Source organism: Polynucleobacter sp. MWH-UH35A (genome assembly GCF_018687075.1).
Lineage (GTDB): Bacteria > Pseudomonadota > Gammaproteobacteria > Burkholderiales > Burkholderiaceae > Polynucleobacter.
On the sequence record NZ_CP061285.1, the window covers coordinates 189,591 to 215,539 of the forward strand.

General features: G+C 46.4%; 23 protein-coding genes and 3 pseudogenes. 13 read left to right on the top strand and 13 right to left on the bottom strand.

All coding sequences use genetic code 11. The annotated features are described in order from the left end of the window. The first annotated feature begins 115 nt into the window (after positions 1-115). Positions 116-628: a methylated-DNA--[protein]-cysteine S-methyltransferase gene (locus ICV36_RS01045; RefSeq protein WP_215400712.1), complete on the top strand. Its 513-nt coding sequence runs from the start codon at positions 116-118 to the stop codon at positions 626-628. A 3-nt stretch (positions 629-631) separates the two neighbouring features. On the opposite strand, the gene ICV36_RS01050 is transcribed toward ICV36_RS01045, so the two are convergent. After that, a complete protein-coding gene (locus ICV36_RS01050; RefSeq protein ID WP_215400713.1) occupies positions 632-1,609 on the bottom strand; it encodes a squalene/phytoene synthase family protein in 978 nt (325 codons plus the stop codon). Positions 1,610-1,727: 118 nt separating this feature from the next. On the opposite strand from ICV36_RS01050, the gene ICV36_RS01055 reads away from it, so the two are divergent. Both ICV36_RS01055 and ICV36_RS01060 read left to right on the top strand, forming a co-directional pair. Next, positions 1,728-3,143 (top strand): sodium:solute symporter family protein, encoded by a 1,416-nt coding sequence (locus ICV36_RS01055; protein WP_215400714.1) that lies wholly within the window; start codon positions 1,728-1,730, stop codon positions 3,141-3,143. A gap of 100 nt (positions 3,144-3,243) precedes the next feature. Then, positions 3,244-4,263, top strand: coding sequence for a 2-dehydropantoate 2-reductase (locus ICV36_RS01060; protein WP_215400715.1), 1,020 nt, complete (start codon positions 3,244-3,246; stop codon positions 4,261-4,263). A gap of 84 nt (positions 4,264-4,347) precedes the next feature. Here ICV36_RS01060 and ICV36_RS01065 read toward each other — a convergent pair whose 3' ends face one another. Together ICV36_RS01065 and ICV36_RS01070 are read right to left on the bottom strand one after the other, a co-directional pair. Next, positions 4,348-5,115, bottom strand: coding sequence for a fumarylacetoacetate hydrolase family protein (locus tag ICV36_RS01065; RefSeq protein ID WP_215400716.1), 768 nt, complete (start codon positions 5,113-5,115; stop codon positions 4,348-4,350). Positions 5,116-5,205: 90 nt separating this feature from the next. Then, entirely contained in the window at positions 5,206-6,210 is a 1,005-nt protein-coding gene (locus tag ICV36_RS01070; protein ID WP_215400717.1) for a polyprenyl synthetase family protein, read from the bottom strand. Between the two features lie 75 nt (positions 6,211-6,285). Here ICV36_RS01070 and rplU point away from each other — a divergent pair, with 75 nt between their 5' ends. From rplU to proB, 4 genes and pseudogenes are all read left to right on the top strand, one after another. Continuing rightward, on the top strand, positions 6,286-6,597 hold the full coding sequence (gene rplU / locus ICV36_RS01075) for a 50S ribosomal protein L21 (protein WP_011902040.1): 312 nt from the start codon (positions 6,286-6,288) through the stop codon (positions 6,595-6,597). An 18-nt stretch (positions 6,598-6,615) separates the two neighbouring features. Then, positions 6,616-6,876 carry a 50S ribosomal protein L27 gene (rpmA, locus tag ICV36_RS01080; protein WP_215400718.1) on the top strand — a complete coding sequence of 87 codons (261 nt, stop codon included), beginning with the start codon at positions 6,616-6,618 and terminating at the stop codon, positions 6,874-6,876. Between the two features lie 87 nt (positions 6,877-6,963). Continuing rightward, complete coding sequence (gene cgtA / locus ICV36_RS01085; protein ID WP_215400719.1) at positions 6,964-8,052, top strand: Obg family GTPase CgtA; 1,089 nt, start codon at positions 6,964-6,966, stop codon at positions 8,050-8,052. A 21-nt stretch (positions 8,053-8,073) separates the two neighbouring features. Beyond that, positions 8,074-8,844, top strand: a pseudogene (gene proB / locus ICV36_RS01090) (glutamate 5-kinase); the annotation flags it as partial. A 33-nt stretch (positions 8,845-8,877) separates the two neighbouring features. Here proB and ICV36_RS01095 read toward each other — a convergent pair. Then, complete coding sequence (locus tag ICV36_RS01095) at positions 8,878-9,444, bottom strand: CNP1-like family protein (protein ID WP_215400721.1); 567 nt, start codon at positions 9,442-9,444, stop codon at positions 8,878-8,880. Next, on the bottom strand, positions 9,441-10,040 hold the full coding sequence (locus tag ICV36_RS01100) for an RNA pyrophosphohydrolase (RefSeq protein WP_215400722.1): 600 nt from the start codon (positions 10,038-10,040) through the stop codon (positions 9,441-9,443). The genes ICV36_RS01095 and ICV36_RS01100 overlap by 4 nt, the downstream gene beginning before the upstream one ends. Before the next feature lie 48 nt (positions 10,041-10,088). Between ICV36_RS01100 and ICV36_RS01105 the strand changes: the two genes are divergently transcribed. Continuing rightward, positions 10,089-11,831 (top strand): proline--tRNA ligase, encoded by a 1,743-nt coding sequence (locus ICV36_RS01105; protein ID WP_215400723.1) that lies wholly within the window; start codon positions 10,089-10,091, stop codon positions 11,829-11,831. Positions 11,832-11,861: 30 nt separating this feature from the next. Here ICV36_RS01105 and ffh read toward each other — a convergent pair whose 3' ends face one another. After that, positions 11,862-13,244, bottom strand: a complete 1,383-nt coding sequence (gene ffh, locus ICV36_RS01110) for a signal recognition particle protein (RefSeq protein ID WP_215400724.1) — start codon at positions 13,242-13,244, stop codon at positions 11,862-11,864. 20 nt (positions 13,245-13,264) lie between these two features. Here ffh and ICV36_RS01115 point away from each other — a divergent pair, with 20 nt between their 5' ends. The 5 genes from ICV36_RS01115 (at position 13,265) to ICV36_RS01135 (ending at position 20,007) form a co-directional block, all read left to right on the top strand. Further along, the gene (locus tag ICV36_RS01115) at positions 13,265-14,113 is read left to right on the top strand and encodes an inner membrane protein YpjD (protein WP_215400725.1); all 849 of its coding nucleotides are present in this window, start codon (positions 13,265-13,267) and stop codon (positions 14,111-14,113) included. A gap of 3 nt (positions 14,114-14,116) precedes the next feature. After that, entirely contained in the window at positions 14,117-14,935 is an 819-nt protein-coding gene (gene ampD / locus ICV36_RS01120; RefSeq protein WP_256438083.1) for a 1,6-anhydro-N-acetylmuramyl-L-alanine amidase AmpD, read from the top strand. A gap of 332 nt (positions 14,936-15,267) precedes the next feature. Continuing rightward, positions 15,268-18,186: a ribonucleoside-diphosphate reductase subunit alpha gene (locus ICV36_RS01125; protein WP_371743213.1), complete on the top strand. Its 2,919-nt coding sequence runs from the start codon at positions 15,268-15,270 to the stop codon at positions 18,184-18,186. Positions 18,187-18,237: 51 nt separating this feature from the next. Continuing rightward, complete coding sequence (locus tag ICV36_RS01130) at positions 18,238-19,431, top strand: ribonucleotide-diphosphate reductase subunit beta (RefSeq protein ID WP_215400727.1); 1,194 nt, start codon at positions 18,238-18,240, stop codon at positions 19,429-19,431. Positions 19,432-19,764: 333 nt separating this feature from the next. Beyond that, complete coding sequence (locus ICV36_RS01135; RefSeq protein WP_251375038.1) at positions 19,765-20,007, top strand: hypothetical protein; 243 nt, start codon at positions 19,765-19,767, stop codon at positions 20,005-20,007. Between the two features lie 230 nt (positions 20,008-20,237). On the opposite strand, the gene ICV36_RS01140 is transcribed toward ICV36_RS01135, so the two are convergent. From ICV36_RS01140 to ICV36_RS01165, 7 genes and pseudogenes are all read right to left on the bottom strand, one after another. After that, positions 20,238-21,197, bottom strand: coding sequence for a carbohydrate kinase family protein (locus ICV36_RS01140; protein ID WP_215400728.1), 960 nt, complete (start codon positions 21,195-21,197; stop codon positions 20,238-20,240). A 52-nt stretch (positions 21,198-21,249) separates the two neighbouring features. After that, positions 21,250-21,771, bottom strand: a pseudogene (locus ICV36_RS10210) (DUF3426 domain-containing protein); the annotation flags it as partial. A gap of 87 nt (positions 21,772-21,858) precedes the next feature. After that, positions 21,859-22,779: pseudogene (gene prmA, locus ICV36_RS10215) on the bottom strand (50S ribosomal protein L11 methyltransferase); the annotation flags it as partial. Between the two features lie 16 nt (positions 22,780-22,795). Next, on the bottom strand, positions 22,796-24,160 hold the full coding sequence (accC, locus tag ICV36_RS01150) for an acetyl-CoA carboxylase biotin carboxylase subunit (RefSeq protein WP_215400730.1): 1,365 nt from the start codon (positions 24,158-24,160) through the stop codon (positions 22,796-22,798). A gap of 62 nt (positions 24,161-24,222) precedes the next feature. Then, complete coding sequence (gene accB, locus ICV36_RS01155) at positions 24,223-24,690, bottom strand: acetyl-CoA carboxylase biotin carboxyl carrier protein (protein ID WP_215400731.1); 468 nt, start codon at positions 24,688-24,690, stop codon at positions 24,223-24,225. A 36-nt stretch (positions 24,691-24,726) separates the two neighbouring features. Beyond that, positions 24,727-25,176, bottom strand: coding sequence for a type II 3-dehydroquinate dehydratase (aroQ, locus tag ICV36_RS01160; protein ID WP_215400732.1), 450 nt, complete (start codon positions 25,174-25,176; stop codon positions 24,727-24,729). Positions 25,177-25,404: 228 nt separating this feature from the next. After that, the gene (locus ICV36_RS01165; RefSeq protein WP_215400733.1) at positions 25,405-25,932 is read right to left on the bottom strand and encodes a TlpA disulfide reductase family protein; all 528 of its coding nucleotides are present in this window, start codon (positions 25,930-25,932) and stop codon (positions 25,405-25,407) included. Positions 25,933-25,949 lie beyond the last annotated feature (17 nt).

Genomic DNA, 25,949 nt, shown 5'->3' on the forward strand with positions numbered 1-25,949 from the left:
TCTACCTGAAAAAAGTAAGGATGAGTCAATATAGCAAAGTGGCATTTCGCAAGCCATACCCAGGAAATAAACGCCTGTCATCTCTCCTTGTGTATTTATGTGAGAATTACTTGATATGTCCTCCTCATCCACCTCATCTAACCCAAATAGTGCTAGCTACTGCGTTATTGCCGCGCCTTTCGGGTGTTTAGGAATTTCGACGGAATTGGTGGAGGGCAGCTTAATGCTTTCCAGAATTGATTATTTGCCTGCAAATACGGTCTTAGTAGCACCAAAGAACCAACTGGCAAAGGAGATTGCGCGACAGTGTAAAGCGTACTTCAAGGACCCCCATTGGCAATTTGATTTGCCTACCAAACCCGTTGGTACCGAGCACCAGCGCAAAGTATGGTCCAGTATTCAAGATATACCTCCAGGTAAAACCAAAACCTATGGTGAAGTCGCTAAAAAGATTAAGAGTGGGGCGCGTGCAGTGGGTACAGCGTGTGGTGCCAATCCCTACCCTTTAATTTCACCCTGTCATCGCGTGGTATCGGCGCAAGGAATTGGTGGATTTATGAAGGAAAACTCTCCTGGTCTATACCGCCAAATTAAGCTCTGGCTATTAAAGCATGAAGGCGCTTTGTAGTAATTAGTATTTGTTTAGTGATCTACTGCTAAGGCTGAAAAAAGCCTTCATCAATAGATTGCTTTTAACTGCCCAACGTGTAAAGCCATAGAAACTCATTACAGTCTTTCTAGAGAGCTTCACTTCATCTTTGTGATCAAATTCTTGTCGAGTAGCAATTTTGGAGAGAGTCATCACCGCCAAGCCAAAGGCTAAAAAGCAAAAACGCCTCATGCCTTGTTCTTGCTTAGGTATCAGCAGTATGTAATTGAGTGAGTCTTGCAATTTTTGATAAGCAATCCTGAGAAGGTCTTCTTGGCTTACATTGCTCGGCTTCCAGGATACGCCACGCGCTTTATCTTCGGGTGAGTCTTTCAAGATATTGGTCATTTGCAGAGCCTGTCCGAAGGCAATGGCTAAATCTTCGTGCCCAGCGATGTTTTCTTTAAAGGCGGGTGAATGATTGCTAAAAATCGTTGTTAGTAGTTCGCCAACAACGCCTGCTACCACATAGCAATATTGCTCAAACTCAGCGAGGTCTCGAAGACCGGCTTGGTTTTGTTTCCCATGAAAATACGACATACCCTCGGACATGATGGAAACACAACGACTGACTGCTTGTTGATCATTGCTGGAGCAGGTATGCAAAATACGCAAAACAGTTGGAGTGTGAGCAATTAGATCTAACTCATCTTGATTACTATAGTTCTTGAATGCATCTAGGCAAGACTCTACAAAATGATCAACCGGTGATTTTTCTAGTACTGCATCTAAAAAGAGCGCTGAAAGGGATTGCTTGGTCTGAGCGCTTAAGTCAGCCGCATCCTCAATAGTGTCAATAATGCGACAGAGTAGGTAGGTATTGCCGACAACCTTTTCGATGCTTGGGGGCAAAAGTGGGATGGTGAGCGCGAAAGTGCGTGACACAGAACCCAGAATGGCTTTTTGGTAAGCCTCATCAGCAGATGGGCTAGTTATTATGGTTTGCTTAGGCGCTTTCACTATTGAATTATGTCAGACCATCTTCTACCTCGGGGTGCTCCAAAAGAAGCCTTTTTGTTATCTGTCAAAAGTGACATGGCCATATAATTTCATCAAATTTCTGAAGGAGTATTAAGGCGTGCTAATTTGGTTCGTCATTATTTACTGGGTGATCTCAGTTGGCATTGGCTTGTGGGCGGCCCTCAGAGTCAAAAATACTGCTGACTTTGCTGCGGCAGGTCATAGCCTTCCTTTGCCAATCGTCACTGCGACTGTTTTTGCAACCTGGTTTGGTTCTGAAACTGTATTAGGCATTCCAGCCACTTTTCTAAAAGAGGGCTTGGGAGGCGTGGTTGCTGATCCCTTTGGATCTTCTCTCTGTTTGATATTGGTGGGCCTCTTTTTTGCGCGCCACCTTTATAACCGTCGCATGCTGACGATTGGCGATTTCTTTCGCGAAAAGTACGGGCGTACGGTTGAGGTCTTGGTAACGCTCTGTATCGTGGTGTCTTACCTTGGTTGGGTAGCTGCTCAAATTAAAGCACTAGGTCTAGTATTTAACGTGGTTTCTGAGGGCAGCATTACTCAAACGGGTGGCATGATGATTGGCGCTGCAAGCGTATTGATCTACACCTTATTTGGGGGCATGTGGTCTGTTGCTATTACTGACTTTATTCAGATGATCATCATCGTGATTGGTATGCTCTATATCGGTGGCGAGATGACGGCTCAGACTGGCGGTATTGGTGTGGTGATTGAGCATGCTGCTGCTGCGGGCCAATTCAGTAACTTCTGGCCGGATATGAATTTGGCGTCGATTCTAGGATTTGTCGCTGCCTTGTGTACGATGATGCTCGGATCCATTCCTCAGCAAGACGTCTTCCAGCGCATCACCTCATCTAAGAATGTCAACATTGCCGTTCAAGCAGCTTTGCTTGGCGGCGTCCTCTATTTTATTTTTGCTTTTGTGCCAATGTATTTGGCTTACTCCGCAATCTTAATTAGTCCGGATTTAGTCAGCAAATATCTCAATGCTGATCCACAAATGATTTTGCCAAAGTTGATTCTGAATCATGCCCCGCTGATTGCACAGGTGATGTTCTTCGGTGCACTTCTATCCGCAATTAAGAGCTGCGCCAGCGCAACCTTGTTAGCGCCTTCAGTAACCTTTGCTGAAAATATTGTGCGTGGCTTTTTTAAGCATTTGTCCGACCATGATTTATTGAAAGTGATGCGGATCACCGTTTTATGTTTTGCTGTGGTGGTCACTTTCTTTGCGGTGAACTCTGAACTTTCCATTTTCAAAATGGTGGAGAGCGCCTACAAAGTGACCTTGGTGGCGGCTTTTGTCCCATTGGCATTTGGCGTGTATTGGTCAAGGGCGAACTCACTCGGTGGATTATTGGCTGTGGTGGGGGGCTTAACCATTTGGATTAGCTGTGAAATTTTGGCTCCCAATGCGATTCTGCCTCCTCAACTGGCTGGTTTATTTGCCAGCGTTGCGGGCATGATTTTGGGTAGCCTTGTTCCAAAAGACTCCTTAAAGGCTGTTTGATACCAAAATTGCTTAAAAATTAGGCAATTAAAATTGCTGCGGTGCAAAATCCCAATTAAAATAGCGGTAATACAAAATTTTTAGTTCTTATGGAGTTCCTATGAAAATCTGTGTGATCGGTGGAGGTGGCGCTATTGGCGGCTACTTGGCTGTCATGTTGGCACGAGCAGGTAATGATGTCACCGTGGTTGCTCGTGGCGCAACTTTGGCTGCAATCAAAGAGCGTGGTTTAGCTTTAATTATGGATGACCAACCAGAACCTTTGGTTGCTCAAGTGAAGGCTGTAGAAAAAATTCGGGATGCTGAAACGCCAGATGTGGTTATTCTTGCGGTGAAAGCGCATCAGGTAGAGCCAATCATTGATGACTTAGCAGCCATCATGGGTCCCGACACTATTTTGATTCCAATGCAAAACGGAATTCCTTGGTGGTATTTCCAAAAGTTAGGTGGCGAGTACCAAGATCATTCAGTCGAAACGGTGGATGCTGGCGGTGTTGCCAAGAATGCGATTAATCCAAATAACATCATTGGTTGCGTTGTGTATCCAGCGACGTTCACTCAAGCGCCTGGCGTGATTCGTCACGTTGAAGGTAATCGCTTCCCATTGGGCGAGTTAGATGGCAAGACTACTGACCGCATTCAGAAGATGTCTGAAATGATGGGTGCAGCAGGATTTAAGTCACCAATCTTGGATGACATTCGCTCTGAAATCTGGCTCAAGCTTTGGGGCAATATGACTTTTAACCCAATCAGCTCGCTGACACATGGAACTTTGGAGGGCATCTGCCAATACCCATTGACCAAAGAATTAGCGCGCAACATGATGGCTGAAGCTCAAACTATTGCCGAGAAATTGGGCGTTACTTTCCGCGTGGACATTGAGCGTCGCATTGCTGGCGCCGAAAAAGTCGGCAAACACAAAACTTCAATGTTGCAAGACTTAGAAGCGGGCCGCAGTTTGGAGATTGATGCTTTGTTGGGCTCTGTCATTGAGCTTGGGAAGATCACGCAAACTCCAACTCCCTGTTTGAATACTGTATTTGCTTTAACTAAATACCTGGATGAAAACGTACAAGCTTCCAAGGGAAGCCTAGCACTACCATCCGTATCTGGTTACTAAACAGTAAAGTTTCATTCAATAAAAAACCCTTGCTATGTTGGGTAGCAAGGGTTTTGTTTTTGGAAAAGCCAGAGAATAGGCGTTTTATTCGAAACGATTATCGAGACGTCCCACACCTTCGATAATGATGCTGACGTTGCTGCCAGGCTTCATTGAGCCAACACCTACTGAGGTGCCGCATGCAATGATGTCGCCCACTTCAAGAGGTACATCTTGAGAAATCAAGCTGACTAACTTTGCGGGCGAGAAAATCATATCTGAAATAGGGTAATTTTGACGCTCCTGATCGTTCAGAATCGTCTTGATTGTTAGCTTGCTTGGATCCACATCGGTGGTGATGTAAGGTCCAAAGACGCCAAAGGTATTAAAGCTCTTGGCACGAGTCCACTGTGCATAGCCAGGATCACGGTTGAGAATTTCGATGGCGGTTACATCGTTAATGCAGGTGTAACCAAAGATTGCTTTAGCTGCTTCTGCTTCATCAGCTTCATGACAGCGCTTGCCAATCACAATGCCAAGCTCGCCCTCATAAACGACTTTTCCGGAATATGACTTTGGCGTGCGAATGACTTGATTTGCCGCCAAGAAAGAATTATTGCCTTTAAGAAAATACAAAGGTTCTGCAGGCACAGCATGCTCGAGCTTGGTCACCAATGCATGAAAGTTATCCACCATCGCAACCATCTTGGATGGGGTGCAAGGGATGTCAATAGTCACGTCTGCCAACTTCAGGGTGGCGCCGGTGGCCTTGGCCCCATTAAATAAGTCGCCCTCATACACGGCGATTTGATCGCCTTGTACTTGCCCTAAACCACTTTTTCCTTGATGTTGAAATCTAAGCCACTGAGCCATAATAAGTTCCTATGAAGTTAAATATTTAATATGCAATATCTTACAGGCACGCATTACAGCGTGCGAGTTAAGAGTGAACAGTTTGGGTGCTTAAGTCTGTCTTGTGAGAGAGTAAGCGCACAGAGCTTCTAGTGCTTTACTGGCCTCATTGACAGGAAAGTCTTTGAGGCAAGATAGTGCTAAGTCTGCTTCACGCTTAGCGGCTGCTTGCGTGTAGTCAAGAGCGCCGGAATTTTGTACTGCCGTGAGAATTTGAGCAAAGACGTCATCTGGTAAGTCTTGGTTTTGCTCAATTGCTGCGCGCACTAACAGACGCTCTTCATTACTGCCGTTTTCTAATAAGTAAATCAGTGGCAATGTCGGTTTGCCTTCACGCAAATCATCACCAGCGTTTTTTCCCATTTGCGCAGCATTTGCGGTGTAATCGAGTAAGTCATCCATCAATTGAAAAGCGGTACCAATATGACGACCGAATGCTGCAGCTTGTTCGCGCTGTACATCAGAGGCATTGGCCAAAATTGCACCCAACTCTGTAGATGCCTCAAATAATTTAGCGGTTTTATAACGAATGACCTGTAAGTAACTCGCTTCGTCTACTTCGGGGTCATTCATGTTGAGAAGTTGCAAGACTTCGCCTTCAGCAATCGTGTTGGTTGCGTCTGACAAAATTTGCATCACGCGAAGATCATTTGGCCCCACCATCATTTGGAAGGCTCTGGAATAGAGGAAATCGCCCACTAAAACACTGGCAGCGTTACCAAAAGCGGCATTAGCGGTCTCGCGACCCCTTCTGAGAGTAGATTCATCAACTACGTCATCGTGAAGGAGTGTGGCTGTGTGAATGAATTCAACGACGGCAGACATCTCCAGGATGTGCGGGGTATCTTTGCCATTGGCCATGGATTTAGCCACCAGCATCAATAGGGCTGGTCTGACCCGTTTGCCGCCCGCCTGGATGATATAGGTCGAGATTTGGTCAATTAAGGCGACTTTTGAGGCCAAACGCTGACGAATAACCTCATCTAAAGCCTTGAAATCTAAGGAGATTGGGGCCAAGATTTGGCTTAAGTCATTGATTTTGACAGTGCTAGGCATGCAAGATATAATAATGGGCTTAGCTGGTCCAGGGTGGATTAGCTTAAATGTAGATATTAATTGAGGTTTCAAACCATGTACGCGGTCATAAAAACCGGTGGCAAACAGTATAAAGTTGCTGCAGGCGAAAAATTGAAAATAGAACAGATACCAGCGGAAATCGGCAGCGAAATCACTCTTGACCAAGTCCTCGCCGTTGGCGAAGGCGCTTCACTGAAATTAGGTGATCCATTGGTTAATGGTGCAGCTGTGATGGCCACTGTCGTCTCCCAAGGACGTCACGATAAAGTGACAATCTTTAAGATGCGCCGTCGCAAGCATTATCAAAAGCACCAAGGCCATCGTCAGAATTTCACTGAAATTTTGATCAACACGATTAAAGCCTAATTCAGGTAGGAGAAAGATATGGCACAGAAAAAAGGCGGCGGCTCAACACGAAATGGTCGCGACTCAGAATCGAAACGCTTAGGCGTTAAGGTATTTGGCGGCGAGCACATTAATGCTGGTAGCATCATCGTTCGTCAACGTGGCACACGTGTTCATCCAGGTGCTAACGTTGGTATTGGTAAGGATCACACTTTGTTCGCCTTAATTGACGGACAGGTGGAATTCGGCGTTAAGGGTGCTTTGAAGAAGGCCCAAGTTTCAGTTTTGCCTCGTTCATAAGGCGCCTGACTGAGACACGTTTGATTCAGATTTATTCCGAATTTAACTCTTAGGAACAGGCCTCGCTAAGCGAGGCCTTTTTTATTCATGAAATTTATAGACGAAGCACGTATCGAAGTGATTGCCGGGCAAGGCGGCGCCGGGAGTGCCTCTATGCGCCGCGAAAAGTTCATTGAATTTGGTGGGCCTGATGGTGGTGACGGTGGCAAAGGCGGCAGTGTCTGGGCCATTGCTGATCGCAACATCAACACTTTGATTGATTACCGCTACGCAAAAACACACACCGCAAAAAATGGTGAGCCTGGTCGTGGCGCTGATTGCTATGGTCGCGCAGGTGACGATATTGAATTACGTATGCCCGTTGGTACCATCATTACTGATTATGAAACTGGCGAGCCGATTGCTGATTTAACAACGCATGGTGAGCGCCTCTGTTTAGCGCAAGGCGGCGTTGGTGGATGGGGCAATATTCACTTTAAGAGTAGTACGAATAGGGCGCCACGTCAAAAGACCAACGGCAAGCCTGGCGAACGTCGTAAATTGAAATTGGAATTAAAGGTGTTGGCTGATGTCGGTTTGTTAGGTATGCCTAATGCTGGTAAATCGACATTGATTACTGCTGTGTCAAACGCACGTCCAAAAATTGCAGATTATCCATTCACTACTTTGCATCCAAATTTGGGTGTGGTGCGCGTGGGGTCCGAGCGTAGCTTTGTGATTGCTGATATTCCTGGATTGATTGAGGGCGCCGCTGAAGGTGCGGGTCTTGGACATCGCTTCTTAAGGCATCTGCAGCGTACAGGCGTTCTTTTGCATTTAGTGGACATTGCGCCATTTGATACGAATGTTGATCCTGTGGCGGATGCTGTGGCAATTGTGAATGAGTTGCATAAATATGATGAAGCTTTGGTTGAGAAGCCACGTTGGTTAGTTCTCAATAAAGTCGACATGATTCCTGAGGAAGATCGCAAAAAGGTCGTGGCTGATTTTGTGAAAAAGTTTAAGTGGAAAGGCCCGGTATTTGAGATTTCTGCTTTGACTGGCATGGGTTGCGATAAGCTTTGCTACTCTTTGCAAGACTATTTGGATTCTGTACGCAGAGATCGGGATGATGCTGATGAGCGCGCTCAAGATCCTCGTTACCAAGATCAATTAGAAGATAAAAAACCCGATTAACTGTTTGACTGACTTTTTGCTATGAACGCTAAAAAAACTCAACGGATTGTTGTCAAAGTGGGCTCGAGCCTGGTCACTAATAATGGTGAGGGCTTAGATCATGCTGCGATTGCGATGTGGGCAGAGCAGATGGCGGGGTTGCTAAAGGCTGGTCATGAGGTTCTGATGGTGAGTTCAGGAGCTATTGCTGAAGGCATGCAGCGTTTGGGTTGGGCTAAACGCCCACAAGAGATTCATGAACTACAAGCGGCCGCAGCAGTAGGTCAAATGGGTTTAGTACAGGTTTATGAGAGCTGTTTTTCACGCTTTAATTTGCGTAGCGCTCAAATCTTATTGACCAATGCCGATCTAGCAGATGCGGAGCGTAATGCCAATGCAAGAGCCACTTTAGACACGCTGTTGAAGTTGGGTGTAGTGCCTATCATTAACGAGAATGACACCGTCGTCACTGATGAAATTAAGTTCGGTGATAACGATAGTCTTGCTGCTTTGGTAACGAATTTAATTCATGCGGATTTATTGGTTATTTTGACCGATCAAGGCGGTCTCTTTACTGCAGATCCACGTCAAAACCCAAATGCTACATTGCTTTCAGAGGCGGTTGCAGGGGATCCCGCTTTAGAAAAAATGGCTGGCGGTGCAGCCAGTGAGCTTAGTAAGGGTGGAATGCTAACCAAGGTATTGGCAGCAAAAATTGCTGTAGAAACTGGTGCCGCTACAGTCATCGCCTCTGGGCGCGAACCTAATGTACTGACACGTTTGATTGCTGGCGAGAAAATTGGGACCTATTTGGCCCCAGCCTCAAAATAATTCTTAGAATAATTTTTAATTAATTACACCAAAGGAATTGGTTGGCTTTGTTTGACCAGTAAAGCCATTGGGGTTCAGCGACTTAAGAATGGTCTTGATATTTTTTTCTTGCGAGCTGAAATTACAAAAAGCACCTTGTGCTAAAGCTGCTTGGTAGCGATTGGGTACATTGCTTTGTATATTGCGCCACGTAGACAAGGGATTTTCTTTCCACGCCCCATTTTCTAGGGTGCCATAAAGGCGCCACTGAAATGAATCACAACGAATTCCTTCGTATTGAGTTTGAACGCTGCCGCTTGGGCTGGTCATCACAACAATATAGCGGGTTACACCATCTGCGCCAATAAGGATGGAGTCGGTGTCTACAGCAAACTTAAAGATGGTATGCTGCGACACATAAAAAGGAAGAAGGGTGGCTTGGTTTGGTGGGTTTAGGGGCATGGCAGTAGTACCCTCTTTAAACACCATGGGCGCAAAAGGATCTACTCCGCTTATGAGGGTATCTCCTCCGCATGCAGACAATCCCAAGCAAAGAATAGCGGCGTAAAGATGGCGATGTAAACGTTTCAAGTAAGCAGTCATTTAGATTTATCTTTTGTATCTTCTTCTTTCGGTTGTGCGTGTGAGCCACCGTAAAAAGATTGAATCAGATCAAGAGGGGACCCCCAGGCAAGTTGCTGCATGCGCATGCCTCGGGATAAGAAACGCGCCAACTCAGAAAGTGCGAGCTGGTAAACCTCACGTTTAAAGCCAATAACGGCATCTAACTGAATCCAGAAGGGGACCCAGCGCCAGGCATCGAATTCAGGATGTTCCGAGGCGCGTAACTGAATATCGCTATCAAGACCCACTAGACGCAAAAGAAACCAGATTTGTTTTTGTCCGCGATAGGCAGCTCTGTGGACTCGAGTGGAGTTCTGACGGCGCAAGTATTCCTCAGGGACATCGTAGCGAAGCCAGTCCCTAGTGCGTCCAATAATTTGGACATGCTCCGGCAGTAAGCCAACCTCCTCTTGCAATTCGCGGTACATAGCCTGTTCAGGGCTTTCACCATGCTGAATCCCGCCCTGCGGAAACTGCCACGAATGCTGCCCAACGCGTTTTCCCCAGAAAACCTCGTTACGGCTGTTGAGGAGGACAATGCCGACATTCGGGCGATACCCTTCACGGTCAAGCATGATCGTGCCTCAAATCCTTTAAAATCAACGATTTGATTATATCCATACATGAAAGCCTCACAATCATTTCTCGCCACGCTAAAAGAAGCCCCCTCTGATGCTGAGGTGGTTTCGCACAAACTCATGGTGCGCGCAGGTTTAATTCGCAAGCTGAGCGCTGGCATCTACAACTACTTGCCGCTGGGTTTAAAGGTGATTCGCAAGGTAGAAAACATCATTCGCGAAGAAATGAATCGTGCTGGCGCAATTGAGTTGCTTATGCCGATGATTCAGCCTGCTGAGCTGTGGCAAGAGACAGGTCGTTGGGAAAAAATGGGTCCTGAGTTGCTACGTATAAAAGATCGTCATGATCGTGATTTCTTGATCCAACCAACCTCAGAAGAGGTTATTACCGATCTGGCTCGCAATGAGATTAAGAGCTACAAGCAATTGCCTGTGAACTTTTATCAAATTCAGACCAAATTCCGTGATGAGCGTCGTCCACGTTTCGGCATTATGCGGGGTCGTGAGTTCAGCATGAAAGATGCTTACTCGTTCGATAAAGATGTTGAAGGCCTTAAGAAATCCTATCAAGTAATGTTTGATGCCTATACCCGCATTTTTAAGCGGATGGGTTTGCAATTTCGCGCGGTGACTGCTGATAACGGCGCCATTGGTGGGTCTGGTAGTCAAGAGTTTCATGTAATAGCAGAAACCGGTGAGGATGCAATCGTCTATTGCCCCAGCTCTGATTACGCAGCTAACCTAGAGGCCGCAGAGTCCTTGGCTTTGATTGCCAGTCGTGCTGTAGCTTCAGCGCCAATGAGCAAAATTTCAACGCCGAATATGACCAATTGTGCGGATGTGGCCAAGTTCTTGAATGTTCCGCTTGAGTCAACCGTTAAAACACTACTGTTTGCTGCTGATCAAGAAAAAGGCCCCGCAAAACTCTTTATGTTGTTGGTGCGCGGTGACCATGAGCTTAATGAAATAAAAGCCAGCAAAATTCCTGGTATGGCCGAATCTCGATTTGCTACTGAGGCAGAAATTAAGCAAGCTTGTAATGCTCCAGCCGGCTATTTAGGTCCAGTTGGTGTGAGTGCTGATGTGACTGTCATTGCCGACAGAACAGTGGCTCATATGGCGGATTTTGTTTGTGGCGCAAACGACGCTGGTCATCATTTAACCGGCGTGAACTGGGGTCGTGATTTGCCTGAGCCATTGGTATTGGATATTCGTAATGCAGTGATTGGCGATCCTTCGCCAGATGGCAAAGGCATTGTGGATATCTGCCGCGGCATTGAAGTGGGGCATGTATTCCAGTTGGGCACACGTTATTCCGAGGCGATGGATTGCACGTATTTGGATCAGCAGGGCAAAGCACAGCCCATGGTGATGGGTTGTTACGGTATTGGGGTTACTCGTTTGTTGGGTGCTGCGATCGAGCAAGGCCACGATGACAAGGGCATTATTTGGCCAATCTCGATGGCGCCATTTGAAGTAGTTATTTGCCCGATGGGTTACGAAAAATCAGAAGCCGTTAAAACAGCGTGTGATCAATTGCATGAAGAGTTATTGGCCGCTGGAATTGATGTGATTTTGGATGACCGCAACGAGCGTCCGGGCGCAATGTTTGCTGACTGGGAATTGATCGGAGCGCCATTCCGCGTTGTTATTGGTGACCGTGGTTTGGCAGACTCCCAGGTGGAATTTAAAGGGCGTAAGGATGCGGACTCTGAGAATATCCCGCTAAATGACATCAAAGCAAAAGTGATTGCTGCAGTACATGCTGCTAAGCAATCAATCTCTTAAGCTTGCCCTCTAGCTAGCTTTTTGATTTAGTTATTTCTTAAAGAGTCCGCCAATACCCTTGGCGGCTCCTTTTGCAGCCATGCTTGCCATGGTGCGCGCAATTTTTCCACCTTTGAATTGCTTCATCATGGTTTGCATTTGCTCAAACTGAGCAAGCAGGCGGTTGACTTCTTGCACTTCAACGCCAGAGCCGGCAGCAATGCGTCGCTTGCGGCTTGCTTTAAGTAGTTCTGGTTTTCTGCGTTCCTGGGGGGTCATGCTGTCAATAATTCCGCGCATACGCGTGGTTTGTTTATCGGCGTTGCTGAGATTTGCTTTGGAGGCTGCTTGAGCAACCTGGCTTGGTAATTTGTCCATCAAGCTCGCCATGCCACCCATCTTTTGCATCTGCATCAGTTGATCTCTGAAATCTTCGAGATCAAACCCGCCCTTCGAAATCTTGCTAGCTAATTTTTCTGCCTTGGCAACGTCAACGTGCTGTTGGGCTTGCTCAACAAGCGCCAAAATATCGCCCATGCCCAAGATGCGGTTGGCCATCCGCTCTGCATCAAACGCTTCGAGGCCATCCATCTTTTCGGCAACACCGATAAATTTGAGCGGTACGCCAGTTACTTGGCGAACTGATAGGGCTGCACCACCACGGGAGTCACCATCTAACTTCGTCAGAATTACGCCAGTCAATGGCAGGGCTTCATGGAAAGCCTTGGCGGTATTGACAGCATCTTGTCCCAGCATGGCATCGACTACGAATAAGGTTTCGATAGGGTTCAGGCTGGCATGCAAGGTTTTGATTTCTTGCATGAGCGCTTCATCAATACCTAAGCGGCCTGCGGTATCGACCAAGACAACATCAAAATAGTGGCGACGTGCCCAATCTAGAGCGGCCAGTGCAATATCGTTGGGCTTCTGGCTAATGTCGCTCGGGAAGAATTCAGCGCCAACTTGCTTGGTAACAGTTTCCAATTGCTCAATCGCTGCTGGACGATACACGTCACAAGAAACGGTGAGTACCTTCTTTTTCTTTTTCTCTTGCAACCATTTAGCGAGCTTGCCAACAGATGTCGTTTTACCGGCACCTTGCAAGCCGGCCATCAAGATTACTGCAGGCGGCTGAGTGGCTAAATTGAGTTCACCACTTTGATTGGTATCGCCCATCATTACTTGGGCAAGTTCACGCTGGACTACACCAACGAGTGCTTGGCCTGGGCTGAGGCTGCCAACCACTTCCTCGCCAAGGGCTTTGAATTTAATTTGCTCTAGTAGAGACTTCACTACTGGTAGTGCTACGTCAGCCTCTAACAAGGCTAAACGGATTTCCCGTAGCATTTCTGCGGTATTAGCTTCGGTGAGGCGAGCTTGGCCTCGCATTGTTTTAACAACGCGAGATAGACGGTCGGTGAGGTTTTCTAGCATTTATCGATTAGACTTTCCAGATGGATATTTTAGGTTACTCAAGTTACGGATGGCTCCCTTCCGCACTTTATTTGGCGCTTTTGCTTGTTTTGAGCTTCAAAGCCAAGAGCGGCGTGGAGTCTGGGCTATCAAGCGCATTAGTGCAGGCGGCTATTTTTGTTATTTTGCTGATCCATGGAGTGCAACTTCATGACTCCGTGTTCACACCCCAGGGCTTTGTGTTTGGCTTTGCGCAAGATTTGTCATTGATTGCTTGGGTTGGCCTGGCTTTTTATTGGTTTCAGTCATGGTTTTTGCCCATCTCTAGCTTGCGTTGGATGGCCTTGATGTTTGCGCTCATTTGCGCATTTCTGCCGACCCTCTTCCCCGGAACGTTGATTTCACCAAAGGCTGTTTCTGATCCCTGGTTTAAAGGCCATTTTGTAGTGGCTACTGTTTCAGTAGGCTTGCTAAGTCTAGCTGCCATGCACGCAATGCTCATGAGCGTACAAGATCGAGCGCTACATCGTCAGTTGGCTATTATTCCTAATGGTCGCTTATCCCATTGGTTGGAGGACTTACCTCCGCTAATGACCATGGAAAGTCTTTTATTTAATTTGCTGTATGTTGGTTTTGCGCTTTTAAGTTTGACCGTGTTCTCGGGATTGCTTTTCTCGCAAACTTTGTTTGGCAAACCGCTTGTGTTTGATCACAAAACGATTTTTGCTTTAGTCTCCTGGTTTTTATTTGCCGGTCTTTTGATTGCGCGTTGGCGAGTGGGACTTCGCGGCAGAGCTGCTATTCGTTGGGTGTTGAGTGCGTACAGCGCTCTTCTGCTTGCTTATGTCGGCAGTCGTTTCGTAGTCGAAGTCATTCTTCATAGGGCGTAATCGTTGTTTAAGTGGCTTTTATTATTTGTTGGCGCCGGTCTTTTATACCTTTGGATAAAGGGAAAGAAGCAGGCTGCGCTAGATGCAAATAATAGCCCTAAACCCAATAAGAATAAGCCTGAGAGGGCGGTAAATCCTGAGGCGATGGTGCAATGTCAGTGCTGCAAAGTACATCTACCTGAATCTGAAGCACTCACATTTGATAACCGTTTTTATTGTTCGCAAGAGCATCTTCATACTCTTGATTCAAATGGGTGGATTGGTGATGCGCAGTGGCGGATTTCACCTAATCAAGATGTAAGAGCTGAAAATATTGACCCTGATTTATTGGTCATTCATTACATCAGTTTGCCGCCTGGTGAATTCAGAAACCAAACATCTAGTCACCATATCGTTGATTTTTTCCAAAACAAACTTGATCCAACTGCCCATCCATATTTTGCGGAGATTGCGGATCAAAAAGTATCTAGCCATTTTTTAATCACTCGATCTGGAGTATTGGTTCAGTTTGTTTCTACTCAGAACAGGGCCTGGCATGCCGGTAAATCAGACTTTCAGGGTCGAGAAAAGTGCAATGACTTCTCTATTGGTGTTGAGTTAGAGGGCGATGGCGATGGACCATTCGAAGCCGCTCAGTATCAAACCTTGGCTAATCTTATTCAGAAATTGAGTCGTACTTATCCTCAATTGCAATTTGTTGGACATAGCGACATTGCTCCGGATCGCAAAACGGATCCGGGAATTCATTTTGATTGGAAAAAGTTCCAAAAAGAGACAGGCATCTCTGCTGAAAAAATGCCCTTTGGTGTGGATCCTCGATAGGCTGAATTTTGTATGTGAGCGTACGCTTACTTTTTTAGCCTTTGTCTAAAACAGGCTAAAAATTTCGCACCAAAATGACCCTCAAACTAAGCGAAAAACTTAGTAAAAATATTAGTAAATTTTTGTCATAAATAGCTTACCAAATATCAAATATTTCCCTATACTTAGTGCCTAATGCACTTCAAGACACTAGATGTAGTGTTTGAATCCAGCAATACCCCATTGTTTTTTAACGATATTTTGTCCAAATAACTATATATAGACGCAGGAGCAACATGACATACGCCAATCCACAGACAGCAGACCAATCCGCTGGAGCAAATAATCCAGGAATGAACCCTGTTGGCGCTCTGAATCAAGCCCCTTCCGCTAGCTTTGTCGCAGGTGGTGTTGGTGGTGCCCAGGCAACCCAATTGTCTGATTACAAAATTATTCGCCGTAACGGGTCCGTTGTGGCATTTGAGCCATCCAAAATTGCGATTGCTGTAACTAAAGCATTTTTAGCAGTTAATGGCGGTCAAGGTGCGGCGTCTGCTCGTGTTCGCGAACAAGTCGAGCAGTTGACCCATTCTGTTGTGCGTGCATTACTACGTAGCCGTCCAAATGGTGGAACGTTCCATATTGAAGATATTCAAGACCAAGTTGAATTGGCTTTGATGCGTAGTGGTGAGCATAACGTTGCTCGTGCCTACGTTCTCTATCGTGAAAAGCGCAACCAAGAACGCGCGGCTCAACAAGAAGTTTCTCAAGAGGCGCAAACAGCCAATCAAGCTGGTGAGTCCGGTATCAAGGTTACCGATAACGGCGTTGAGAAGTGGTTGGATATGGCCGCTTTGCGCACAGTAATCGAGGCGGCTTGTGAAGGCTTGGGCACTCATATTGATGCCACACCTATCATCACTGAAACCATCAAGAATTTGTACGATGGCGTGCCAATGGCGCAAGTGTATGACTCTGCAATTTTGGCTTCTCGTACATTGATTGAGAAAGATCCTGCATACAGCCAAGTAACAGCGCGCATCCTGATGCACGTGATTCGTAAAGAAATCTTGGGCAAAGAAGTGTTGCAAGGCGACATGCAAGCTGAGTACAGCACCTATTTTGCGAAGTACATCAACGAAGGTATTTCTGCGGAGTTACTGGATCCTCGTATGCGTGAGTTTGACTTGCCACGCTTAGCCGCAGCTTTGAATGCCAGCCGTGACTTGCAATTTAACTACCTTGGCTTGCAGACCTTGTATGACCGTTATTTCTTGCATATTGAAGACCGTCGCATTGAGATGCCGCAAGCCTTCTTTATGCGCGTGGCAATGGGCTTGGCTTTAAATGAACTCGACCGTGAGCGTCGCGCAATCGAGTTCTATGAAATCCTCTCTACGTTTGATTTCATGTCCAGCACTCCAACATTGTTCAACTCAGCGACCACACGTCCGCAGCTCTCTAGCTGCTACTTGACGACAGTGGATGATGATTTGGATGGCATCTACGAAGCATTGAAAGAAAACGCTTTGTTATCGAAGTTTGCTGGTGGTCTAGGTAATGACTGGACAAATGTTCGCGCATTGGGCAGCCATATCAAAGGGACTAACGGTAAATCACAAGGTGTTGTGCCTTTCTTGAAAGTGGTGAACGACACTGCAGTTGCTGTAAACCAAGGTGGTAAGCGTAAGGGTGCGGTCTGCGCCTACTTGGAAACATGGCACTTAGATATTGAGGAGTTCTTGGAATTACGTAAGAACACTGGTGACGACCGCCGTCGTACACACGATATGAACACTTCCAACTGGATTCCTGACTTGTTTATGAAGCGTGTGATGGAAGGTGGCGACTGGACCTTGTTCTCACCATCAAACACACCAGACTTACATGACAAATTCGGTAGAGCATTTGAAGAGGCTTATGTTGCCTATGAGCAAAAAGCTGACCGTGGTGAATTGAAGCCATTCCGCCGTATTCCAGCGCAGCAATTGTGGCGCAAGATGCTTGGTATGTTGTTTGAAACCGGTCACCCATGGATTACTTTCAAAGACCCTTGCAACATCCGTAGCCCACAACAGCATATTGGCGTAGTTCACTCATCTAACCTTTGCACTGAGATCACTCTCAATACCAACGAGAGCGAGATTGCAGTTTGTAACTTGGGCTCTGTGAACTTAACGGCTCACATGACTACAGATGCCAATGGCAAGATGATTTTGGATCATGAGAAGCTCCAAAGAACCGTCCGTACTGCAATGCGTATGTTGGACAACGTGATTGATATCAACTACTACGCAGTTGCTAAAGCACGTAATTCCAATTTGAAGCACCGTCCGGTCGGCATGGGCATCATGGGCTTCCAGGATTGCTTGCATATGCAGCGTATTCCTTACGCTAGCGATGAGGCTGTGAAGTTTGCTGACTCTTCGATGGAAGCAGTTTGCTACTACGCTTACCAAGCATCCAATGAATTGGCTGAAGAGCGTGGCGTTTACAGCACCTACAAAGGATCTTTGTGGGATCGCGGCATCCTCCCGCAAGATTCAGTAGCAATGTTGGCCGCTGAGCGCGGTGGTTATGTAGAGGTGGATAACTCCACTACTATGGACTGGAGTGGCTTGCGTGCACGCATTAAGCAACACGGCATGCGCAATTCCAATTGCGTGGCAATTGCGCCAACAGCAACGATTTCAAACATCATTGGCGTTTCTGCTTGTATTGAACCCACATTCCAGAACTTGTTCGTGAAATCCAACCTTTCTGGCGAATTCACGGTAGTAAACGAGTACTTGGTACGTGATTTGAAGGATCGCGGCCTCTGGGATGAAGTGATGATTGCTGACTTGAAGTACTTTGACGGCACTTTATCTAAGATCGATCGCATTCCTCAGGATTTACGCGATTTGTATGCAACCGCCTTTGAGGTTGAGCCAAGCTGGTTAGTTGAAGCAGCATCCCGTCGCCAAAAGTGGATTGACCAAGCGCAGTCGCTGAACATCTACATGGCTGGTGCTTCTGGTAAGAAATTGGATGACACCTATAAGTTGGCATGGTTGCGCGGCCTCAAAACTACTTATTACCTCCGCACGATGGCTGCAACCCATGTTGAGAAGTCGACGGTTGCTAGCGGTCAATTGAACTCCGTTTCTAGCGGTGGTGGGGTGAATGGTACTGACGCAGCTGCTGCAGCTGGTGGTGTTGAAGCGGATGGTCCGGTTTGCACAATGCGCCCAGGTGATGCTGGATTTGAAGAATGTGAAGCATGCCAATAAGCGATTCGCCTATTGGTCAGAGATAAGAAAAGAAGAAATTAGGAGAAAGTTATGTTGAATTGGGAAGAGGAAGTTGCTCCAGCACTAGCGAAAGCTGGCCTTGCGCCGCAGCCGGTTGCAGCGGAGCCACAACGTCCACAACCAGACCAAGTGGCGATGGCAGCACCTCAAGCTGCTGCGCCAGCAGTAGCGCAAACACAAAGCGCGCCTGCGTCTGGAGTTGAAACTCGTCGTGTGAATGTGGCTGATAAGCGGGTTATTAATGCCAAAACCGACGTAAATCAGCTCGTACCATTTAAATATAAGTGGGCTTGGGAGAAGTATTTGGCTGGTTGCGCCAATCACTGGATGCCACAAGAGATCAACATGAACCGCGATATCGCGCTTTGGAAAGATCCAAATGGATTAACCGAAGATGAGCGTCGCATCATTAAACGCAATCTCGGTTTCTTCACTACAGCCGATTCTTTAGCGGCAAACAATATTGTTTTGGGTACATATCGCCAAATTACTGCTCCAGAGTGCCGTCAATACCTATTGCGCCAGGCTTTCGAGGAGGCAATTCATACTCACGCCTACCAATATATTGTGGAATCTTTAGGCTTAGACCAAGGCGAAATCTTCAATGCGTATCACGAAATTGAGTCCATTTGCGCTAAGGATGAGTTCCTTATTCCATTTATTGATGTGCTCACCGACCCAACATTTAAGACTGGCACATTAGAAAACGATCAAAAACTGCTTCGTTCTTTGATTGTTTTTGCTTGCGTAATGGAAGGTTTGTTCTTTTATGTTGGTTTTACGCAAATACTTGCAATGGGTCGTCAAAACAAAATGACGGGTGCTGCTGAGCAGTATCAATACATCCTTCGTGATGAGTCTATGCACTGCAATTTTGGTATTGATTTGATTAACCAAATCAAGCTGGAGAACCCGCACTTATGGACTTCTGCGTTCAAAGACGAGATCAAATCGATCTTCGAAAAAGCAGTCGAATTAGAGTACCGTTATGCCGAAGATACGATGCCTCGAGGAGTGCTCGGATTGAACGCTCCGATGTTCAAAGGGTACCTAAGATACATTTGTAATCGCAGATGTTTGCAAATAGGACTTGACGCGATGTTCCCAAATGAAGAGAATCCATTTCCATGGATGTCAGAAATGATTGATCTGAAAAAAGAACGAAACTTTTTTGAGACACGCGTTATTGAGTATCAAACTGGCGGTGCGCTAAGTTGGGAGTAGTAAGGAGTAAGTAAGCGCATAGCCGGCTAAATTGGAGATTAGACGGTTGGATAGTTTAAGAAGTCAGCAAAAACAGACTCAAATCCGAAAACCCTTGCTCAAGGGTGTCTGGGCTATCCTCTCTATTTTTTCCAGCACATTTAAGAAGCCGTTGTCCTTCGGGGCCACGGCTTTTTTTCCAGGATTCATTAGCGTGCAGCACCTAGCATCAAGCCGCGCGCCGATGAATGGCTCGCTCGTCAGCTCCAAAAGGTTGCAAAACCTAGCGGAATTAGATGGTCGGGTCTTCTTAATGTAGTTTTGTACTAATCCTCACGTGAAGGAGTAACACACATGGCAACAAAGAAAAAACCTGCTGCAAAGAAACCAGCTGCTAAAAAAGCTGCTGCTAAGCGTCCAGCTGCTAAAAAAGTAGCTAAAAAGCGCCCAGCTGCTAAAAAAGCTGCTGCTAAAAAGCCAGCTGCTAAAAAAGTAGCTAAAAAGCGCCCAGCTGCTAAAAAAGCTGCTGCTAAAAAGCCAGCTGCTAAAAAAGCAACTCGCAAAGTAGCTAAAAAGCGCGTAGCAAAAAAAAAGTAAGTAAGCCTGCTGCGAAGAAAGCGGGCGCTGCTGTAAAAAAGCCCGCGGCTAAGAAAGCTGCACTAGCATCATCTGCCGCTACTTGGCCCTTCCCAACTGGCACACGTCCATAAGCTTCGGCTAAAGACGGGTGTTACTAGAAGGGGTCTCAATAGAGACCCCTTTTTTTATTTCCCGATTCAGAAGTTAATAAGAATCTGTAAGTCTGGAATGTCCCAGGCTATATTTGCTTAGAAGCTAAAACCAAATGCCGTTTTAAATTGTTCGATGATCTGATCTTTGCTAAGTTGGTGGTTTTGTGGTCCTTGGTGAGTAATTTTGATGGATCCCATCAAGCTTGCAAGGCGACCGGTAGTTTCCCAATCCATGCCGTTTTCCAGACCAAACAGCAATCCACCGCGGAACGCATCTCCGCAACCGGTTGGATCAACTACTTTGGCTGCTGGAACCGGTGGAATCGCAATGCATTTACCTTCGGAATAAATATCGGCGCCTTCAGCACCTTTGGTCACGATGAGTGCTTTGACGCGCTCAGCCACTTTTGCCAAGCTCAAGCCCGTTCTTTGGGAAAGCATCTCGCCCTCATAGTCATTTACGGCTAGATAGCTGGCAATGTCGACTAGTTCCAGAAGTTCTGGGCCATTAAACATTGGTAAGCCTTGGCCTGGATCAAAGATAAACGGAATGTTGGCATCGGCTAGTTGATGGCAATGCTCCCACATACCTTGACGCCCATCGGGAGCAACGATGCCTAATTTTGCTGGACCTTTGGCATTCTTGCTGCGCTCTGCAACTACTGCGGCAACTTGGTTGAGGTGGGATTCACCCATGGCTCCTGGATGAAAAGCAGTGATCTGATTATTGGCTTGGTCAGTGGTGATCATCGCTTGTGCAGTAAATGCCTGATCAATCTGGCGAATATGGCTTGCATCAATCTTGAGCTCTTCAAGGCGGTTCATATACGGTGCAGCATCACCCCCTACGGTGGCCATAATGATCGGGTCACCACCCAAAAGATTTAGGTTGTAGGCAATATTGCCTGCGCAACCGCCAAATTCACGGCGCATCGTTGGGACCAAGAAGGCTACGTTCAGAATATGAATTTGCTCGGGCAGAATTTGATCGGCAAATTTGCCTTCAAAGTTCATGATGGTGTCGTAGGCGATGGAGCCACAGATTAAGCTAGCCATAAATTACTTTCTTTTATAAATAAAGGGGTAAATGGGGTTTCAATAAACCAACTTAGGGGTAAAGCACTCGGACGCGATAGCCCGCAGCATTTGGCGGTAAGGAAATCGGCAAATCAAGCTGCAGAATTTCTCCAGAAGGGATACCTTTTTTTAAAAAATCAGGATGCGCCTCCTGCCAATTTTTTGGTAACCATTCTTGTGGAGTGAATTGCAGTGATTGGATCTCGGATTCATCTGCATCGGTTAAAGAAATTTCTAAATTTGGCGGCAAAACTGCTATAGCGAGACGATTTTGTATCTCTACTTGCAACAGAGATTGATTTGCGCCGCTTTTAAGCCCCTCTCGTGCGTTTTCTGTTGATAATGCGGCTGAAGTTATTTTCCACGCAGAAAAATCGCTCACAGAGCGATCTAGACATCCTAGTGCGCGACAAAGTTTTGCATCAATTCGTTGCAATACCTGAAATGCATTTACTGAAATTGTATTGGATGTTCCATCAACTCGCGGTGCTAATGCGGGAAGCAATGAATTTCTGGAAAGATGCTCGCCAAAAACGAACAAGAGAAGTGCAAGGGCCGCGCATAGGACTAACTTAAGACTTTTTTTTTGAGCAGGTGCAGCAAAAACAGTTTCTTTGTTGCTAGGAAGATCGGTATTTAGGCTTCCATGGAGACAAACCCAACCTTCGCTCTCTTTCCAAACGGAGAGTTTGAGCCACTGACTGTAAGTTGCGATCACTTCTTCTGCTTGGCGGGCGAGTATCCCAGACAAAACAATACGTCCACCAACTTTCATCTTGTTGACCAATGCGGGAGCAAGCACTTGCAGTGGATTAGCCAAGATATTGGCCATCACAATGTCATATTTTGTTTCAGCGGCGAGCTCAGGTGCGCCTTCATTAGGCAATACAAAACGAATAGATGCGTTGTTGATTTCTGCATTACTGCGAGCGGCAACCATGGCCTGAGGATCAATATCGGTACCAATCACTGGATTGCAACCGAGTTTTGCAGCGGCAATAGCCAAAATTCCTGAGCCGCAACCATAATCAAGCAAACTTTGATTTTGTAAATTAGGTTGTTGCTCAAGCCACAGTAGGCATAAATGTGTCGTGGGATGACTTCCCGTACCAAACGCCAAGCCTGGATCGACAGCTAGGCAAATTGCATTCGGATCGCTTGGCGCATCATGCCAGGAGGGTACTACCCAAATACGTTCACCAATTTGAATGGGTGCAAACTGACTCTGAGTGAGTCTTACCCAGTCTTGCTCTTCAATGGTTTTCTCAAGAGGTGCACTCAGCTGGAAACCGGCGTCTTTGAGTGACGTAAGCAGTTCTGGAATAAATTCTGCGCTACCGGATGCATCAATCTCAGGATTAAAGAGAGCGGTGACTGCTGATCTGTCCCAAGCTTGCACTTCAGGGTGAAGTCCTGGCTCCCCATAAAGTGGGTTTTCATCATAGCCACCGGCAGCGTCGTCTTCAACGGTAACGGATAGTGCGCCCAAATCCAAAAGCGCATCACCCAAAGGCTCAGCGATTTCAGCGGCTACCGTGAATACCAGTTCACGATAAGGCATGTGGCGCTCCCATCACTTAGGACTTACCGCGACTTGCAGCTTGCTCTTCTAAGCGATGCTCTAAGTAATGGATGCTGGTACCACCCTCCATGAAATTGGGATCGAGCATCAGCTCTCGATGAAGGGGGACGTTCGTTGTAATGCCGTCAATCACCATCTCGGAAAGTGCAATTTGCATGCGACGGATTGCTTGCTCACGAGTATTACCGTAAGAAATCAATTTGCCAATCATGGAGTCGTAGTTTGATGGGACCACATAACCGCTGTAAGCATGTGAATCAACGCGAATCCCAGGGCCGCCTGGCATGTGGAATGAGCCAATTTTGCCGGGGCTTGGGGTGAACTTAAATGGATCTTCTGCATTTAAGCGGCACTCGATTGCATGGCCACGGAAAACGATGTCTTTTTGGCGATAACTTAATTTGAGGCCTGCGGCGATACGAATTTGTTCTTGAACAATATCCACACCAGTAATCATTTCAGTGACTGGGTGTTCAACCTGAACACGGGTATTCATCTCAATGAAGAAGAATTCCCCGTTTTCGTAGAGAAATTCAAAGGTACCAGCTCCGCGATACCCAATTTTGCGACAGGCTTCTGCACAGCGCTCACCAATTTTGGCGATCAAACGACGATCAATGCCAGGAGCCGGTGCTTCTTCAATAACTTTTTGATGACGGCGTTGCATGGAGCAGTCGCGCTCACCCAACCAAATCGCATTGCCATGGGTATCGGCCAAAACCTGAATCTCTACGTGACGAGGCTTTTCTAAAAACTTCTCCATATAGACTTCTGGATTGCCAAAAGCACGACCCGCTTCTTCACGTGTCATATTTACCGCATTGATGAGTGCCGCTTCGGTGTGAACTACGCGCATACCACGTCCGCCACCACCGCCAGCCGCCTTAATAATTACTGGATAGCCCACTTTTTTTGCTGTGGCAATAATTTCTTTTGGATTATCCGGTAGTGCGCCTTCCGATCCTGGTACGCAAGGTACGCCAGCTTTAATCATGGCGCGTTTGGCTGAAACCTTGTCACCCATGAGGCGAATCGATGTTGCTGTAGGCCCAATAAAGGCAAAACCAGATTTCTCAACGCGTTCCGCAAAGTCGGCATTTTCAGAGAGGAAGCCATAACCAGGATGGATTGCTTCTGCATCAGTTACTTCAGCCGCCGAAATAATTGCTGGCATGTTGAGGTAACTCAATGGAGATGGAGCTGGCCCAATACAGACTGCCTCATCAGCTAGCTTTACATATTTGGCTTCTTTATCTGCGGTGGAATAGACCACAACAGTTTTAATTCCCAACTCGCGGCATGCGCGTTGGATGCGGAGAGCAATTTCTCCCCGATTGGCAATCAGAATCTTATCGAACATGTCGGCTCTGAGTTAAGTAACGGTGAATTGGAATGGATCAAATGGTGACCAAGGAAGATGCACTAAGCAATGATGAAGAGCGGCTGGTCAAATTCAACGCCTTGACCGTTTTCACACAAAATTTCTTTGACCACACCCGCATGCTCGGATTCGATTTCGTTGAGTAGCTTCATGGCTTCAATGATGCAAAGCGTTTGACCTACTTTTACGGTATCGCCGACATTGACGAAGTTTGGAGATTCAGGGTTTGGAGCGCGGTAGAAAGTGCCAACCATCGGTGACTTAGCTACAAATCCAGTTTCAGCGGCGGGCGCCTCAACAGCAGCTGCGGCTGGAGCTGGAGCACTAACTGCTGGCGCAGCTTGCATGGCTTGCACTGGTGCTGGATTGGCGTAGACCACCTGACCAGTTGGAGCGCTAGACCCAGCATTAACAATGCGAACGCGATCTTCACCTTCATTGACTTCTAATTCTGAAATACCGGATTCAGAGACTAAATCGATTAAGGTTTTAAGTTTTCTTAGATCCATACGAGTGCTTCCTCTCTTGTAATTCTTTCAGTAGTTTTATTTCTGCAAACGCGCAATCGCTGCGTGCAGTGCTAATTCATAGCCAATAGCGCCAAGACCGCAAATCACTCCAGTTGCTATATCGGACAGGTAAGAATGCTTGCGGAATTCTTCGCGCTGGTGAATATTGGATAGGTGTACTTCGGTGAATGGAATAGCCACTCCGGCCAATACGTCGCGCAAGGCAACGCTGGTATGGGTAAACGCGCCTGGATTGATGATGATGAAATCAACCCCATCTTGTTTGGCCTGTTGAATGCGGTCAATTAACTCGCCTTCATGATTGCTTTGATAGGTGCTTAGGTCAACAGACTGGGTTTTGGCCAGATTACCCAGCTTTTGGTGAATGTCTTCTAGTGTGGTTTTACCGTAAACATCAGGTTCACGGGTGCCTAATAAATTTAGGTTTGGACCCTGAATTACGAGAATTGAAGCTTTTTTCGACATAGATCCCTGTTTTTAGAGGCAGTTAAGCGTAATTTGCTAAATCACTTCATGCTCGATTGCTTATGAGAGAAGTATACCTTTATAAAGATGGGTAAGGGTCAAAAAATTGCTTCAAAAATAAGAATTTTCGAAACTTTTGAATACAGTTATTGAAAAATAGTGAATTGATTGCTTAATAATTAGGCAATTTTGAATTGGCGAGAATGAATTAAATTAGGTTAAAAATGCTTATAAGGCAGATTTAATAGCATTTCTAACATCATCTTCGCTTATCTTTCCTAATTTACTGTATGTTGCCTTACCCTTGGCGTTGATGATGATGGTGTAAGGAAGTGCGCCTTGGGAGTTTCCAAGTTGCTTGGAGAGATTGCTTCCTTCAAGACCGCCAATCACAATGGGATAGTCAACTGGGGTTTTTGAGAGAAATTCGCGAATATTAGATGGTGAATCGATACCAATGCCTACAAATAAGACATTTTGTTGCAAAAACTCTTGTTGAAGCTTGTCCAAAGTGGGCATTTCTTCAACACAAGGCGGGCACCAGGAGGCCCAAAAGTTCACAACCAGGACTCTCCCTTGCCATTTTTGGCTATCCGCAGTTTTTCCATTCGGAGTTTGCCAAGAATTGGCAAAAAATGCTTTTACAGCGGGGTCGCTGGCTAAGCCAGTTTTATAAATCCATTGCGAAGTCAGTACACCTGAAATTAGTGCCAAAAGGCTAATTGCGATGATGATGATCCATTGTCTGCGGTTCATTGCAACTCCTTCGCTAA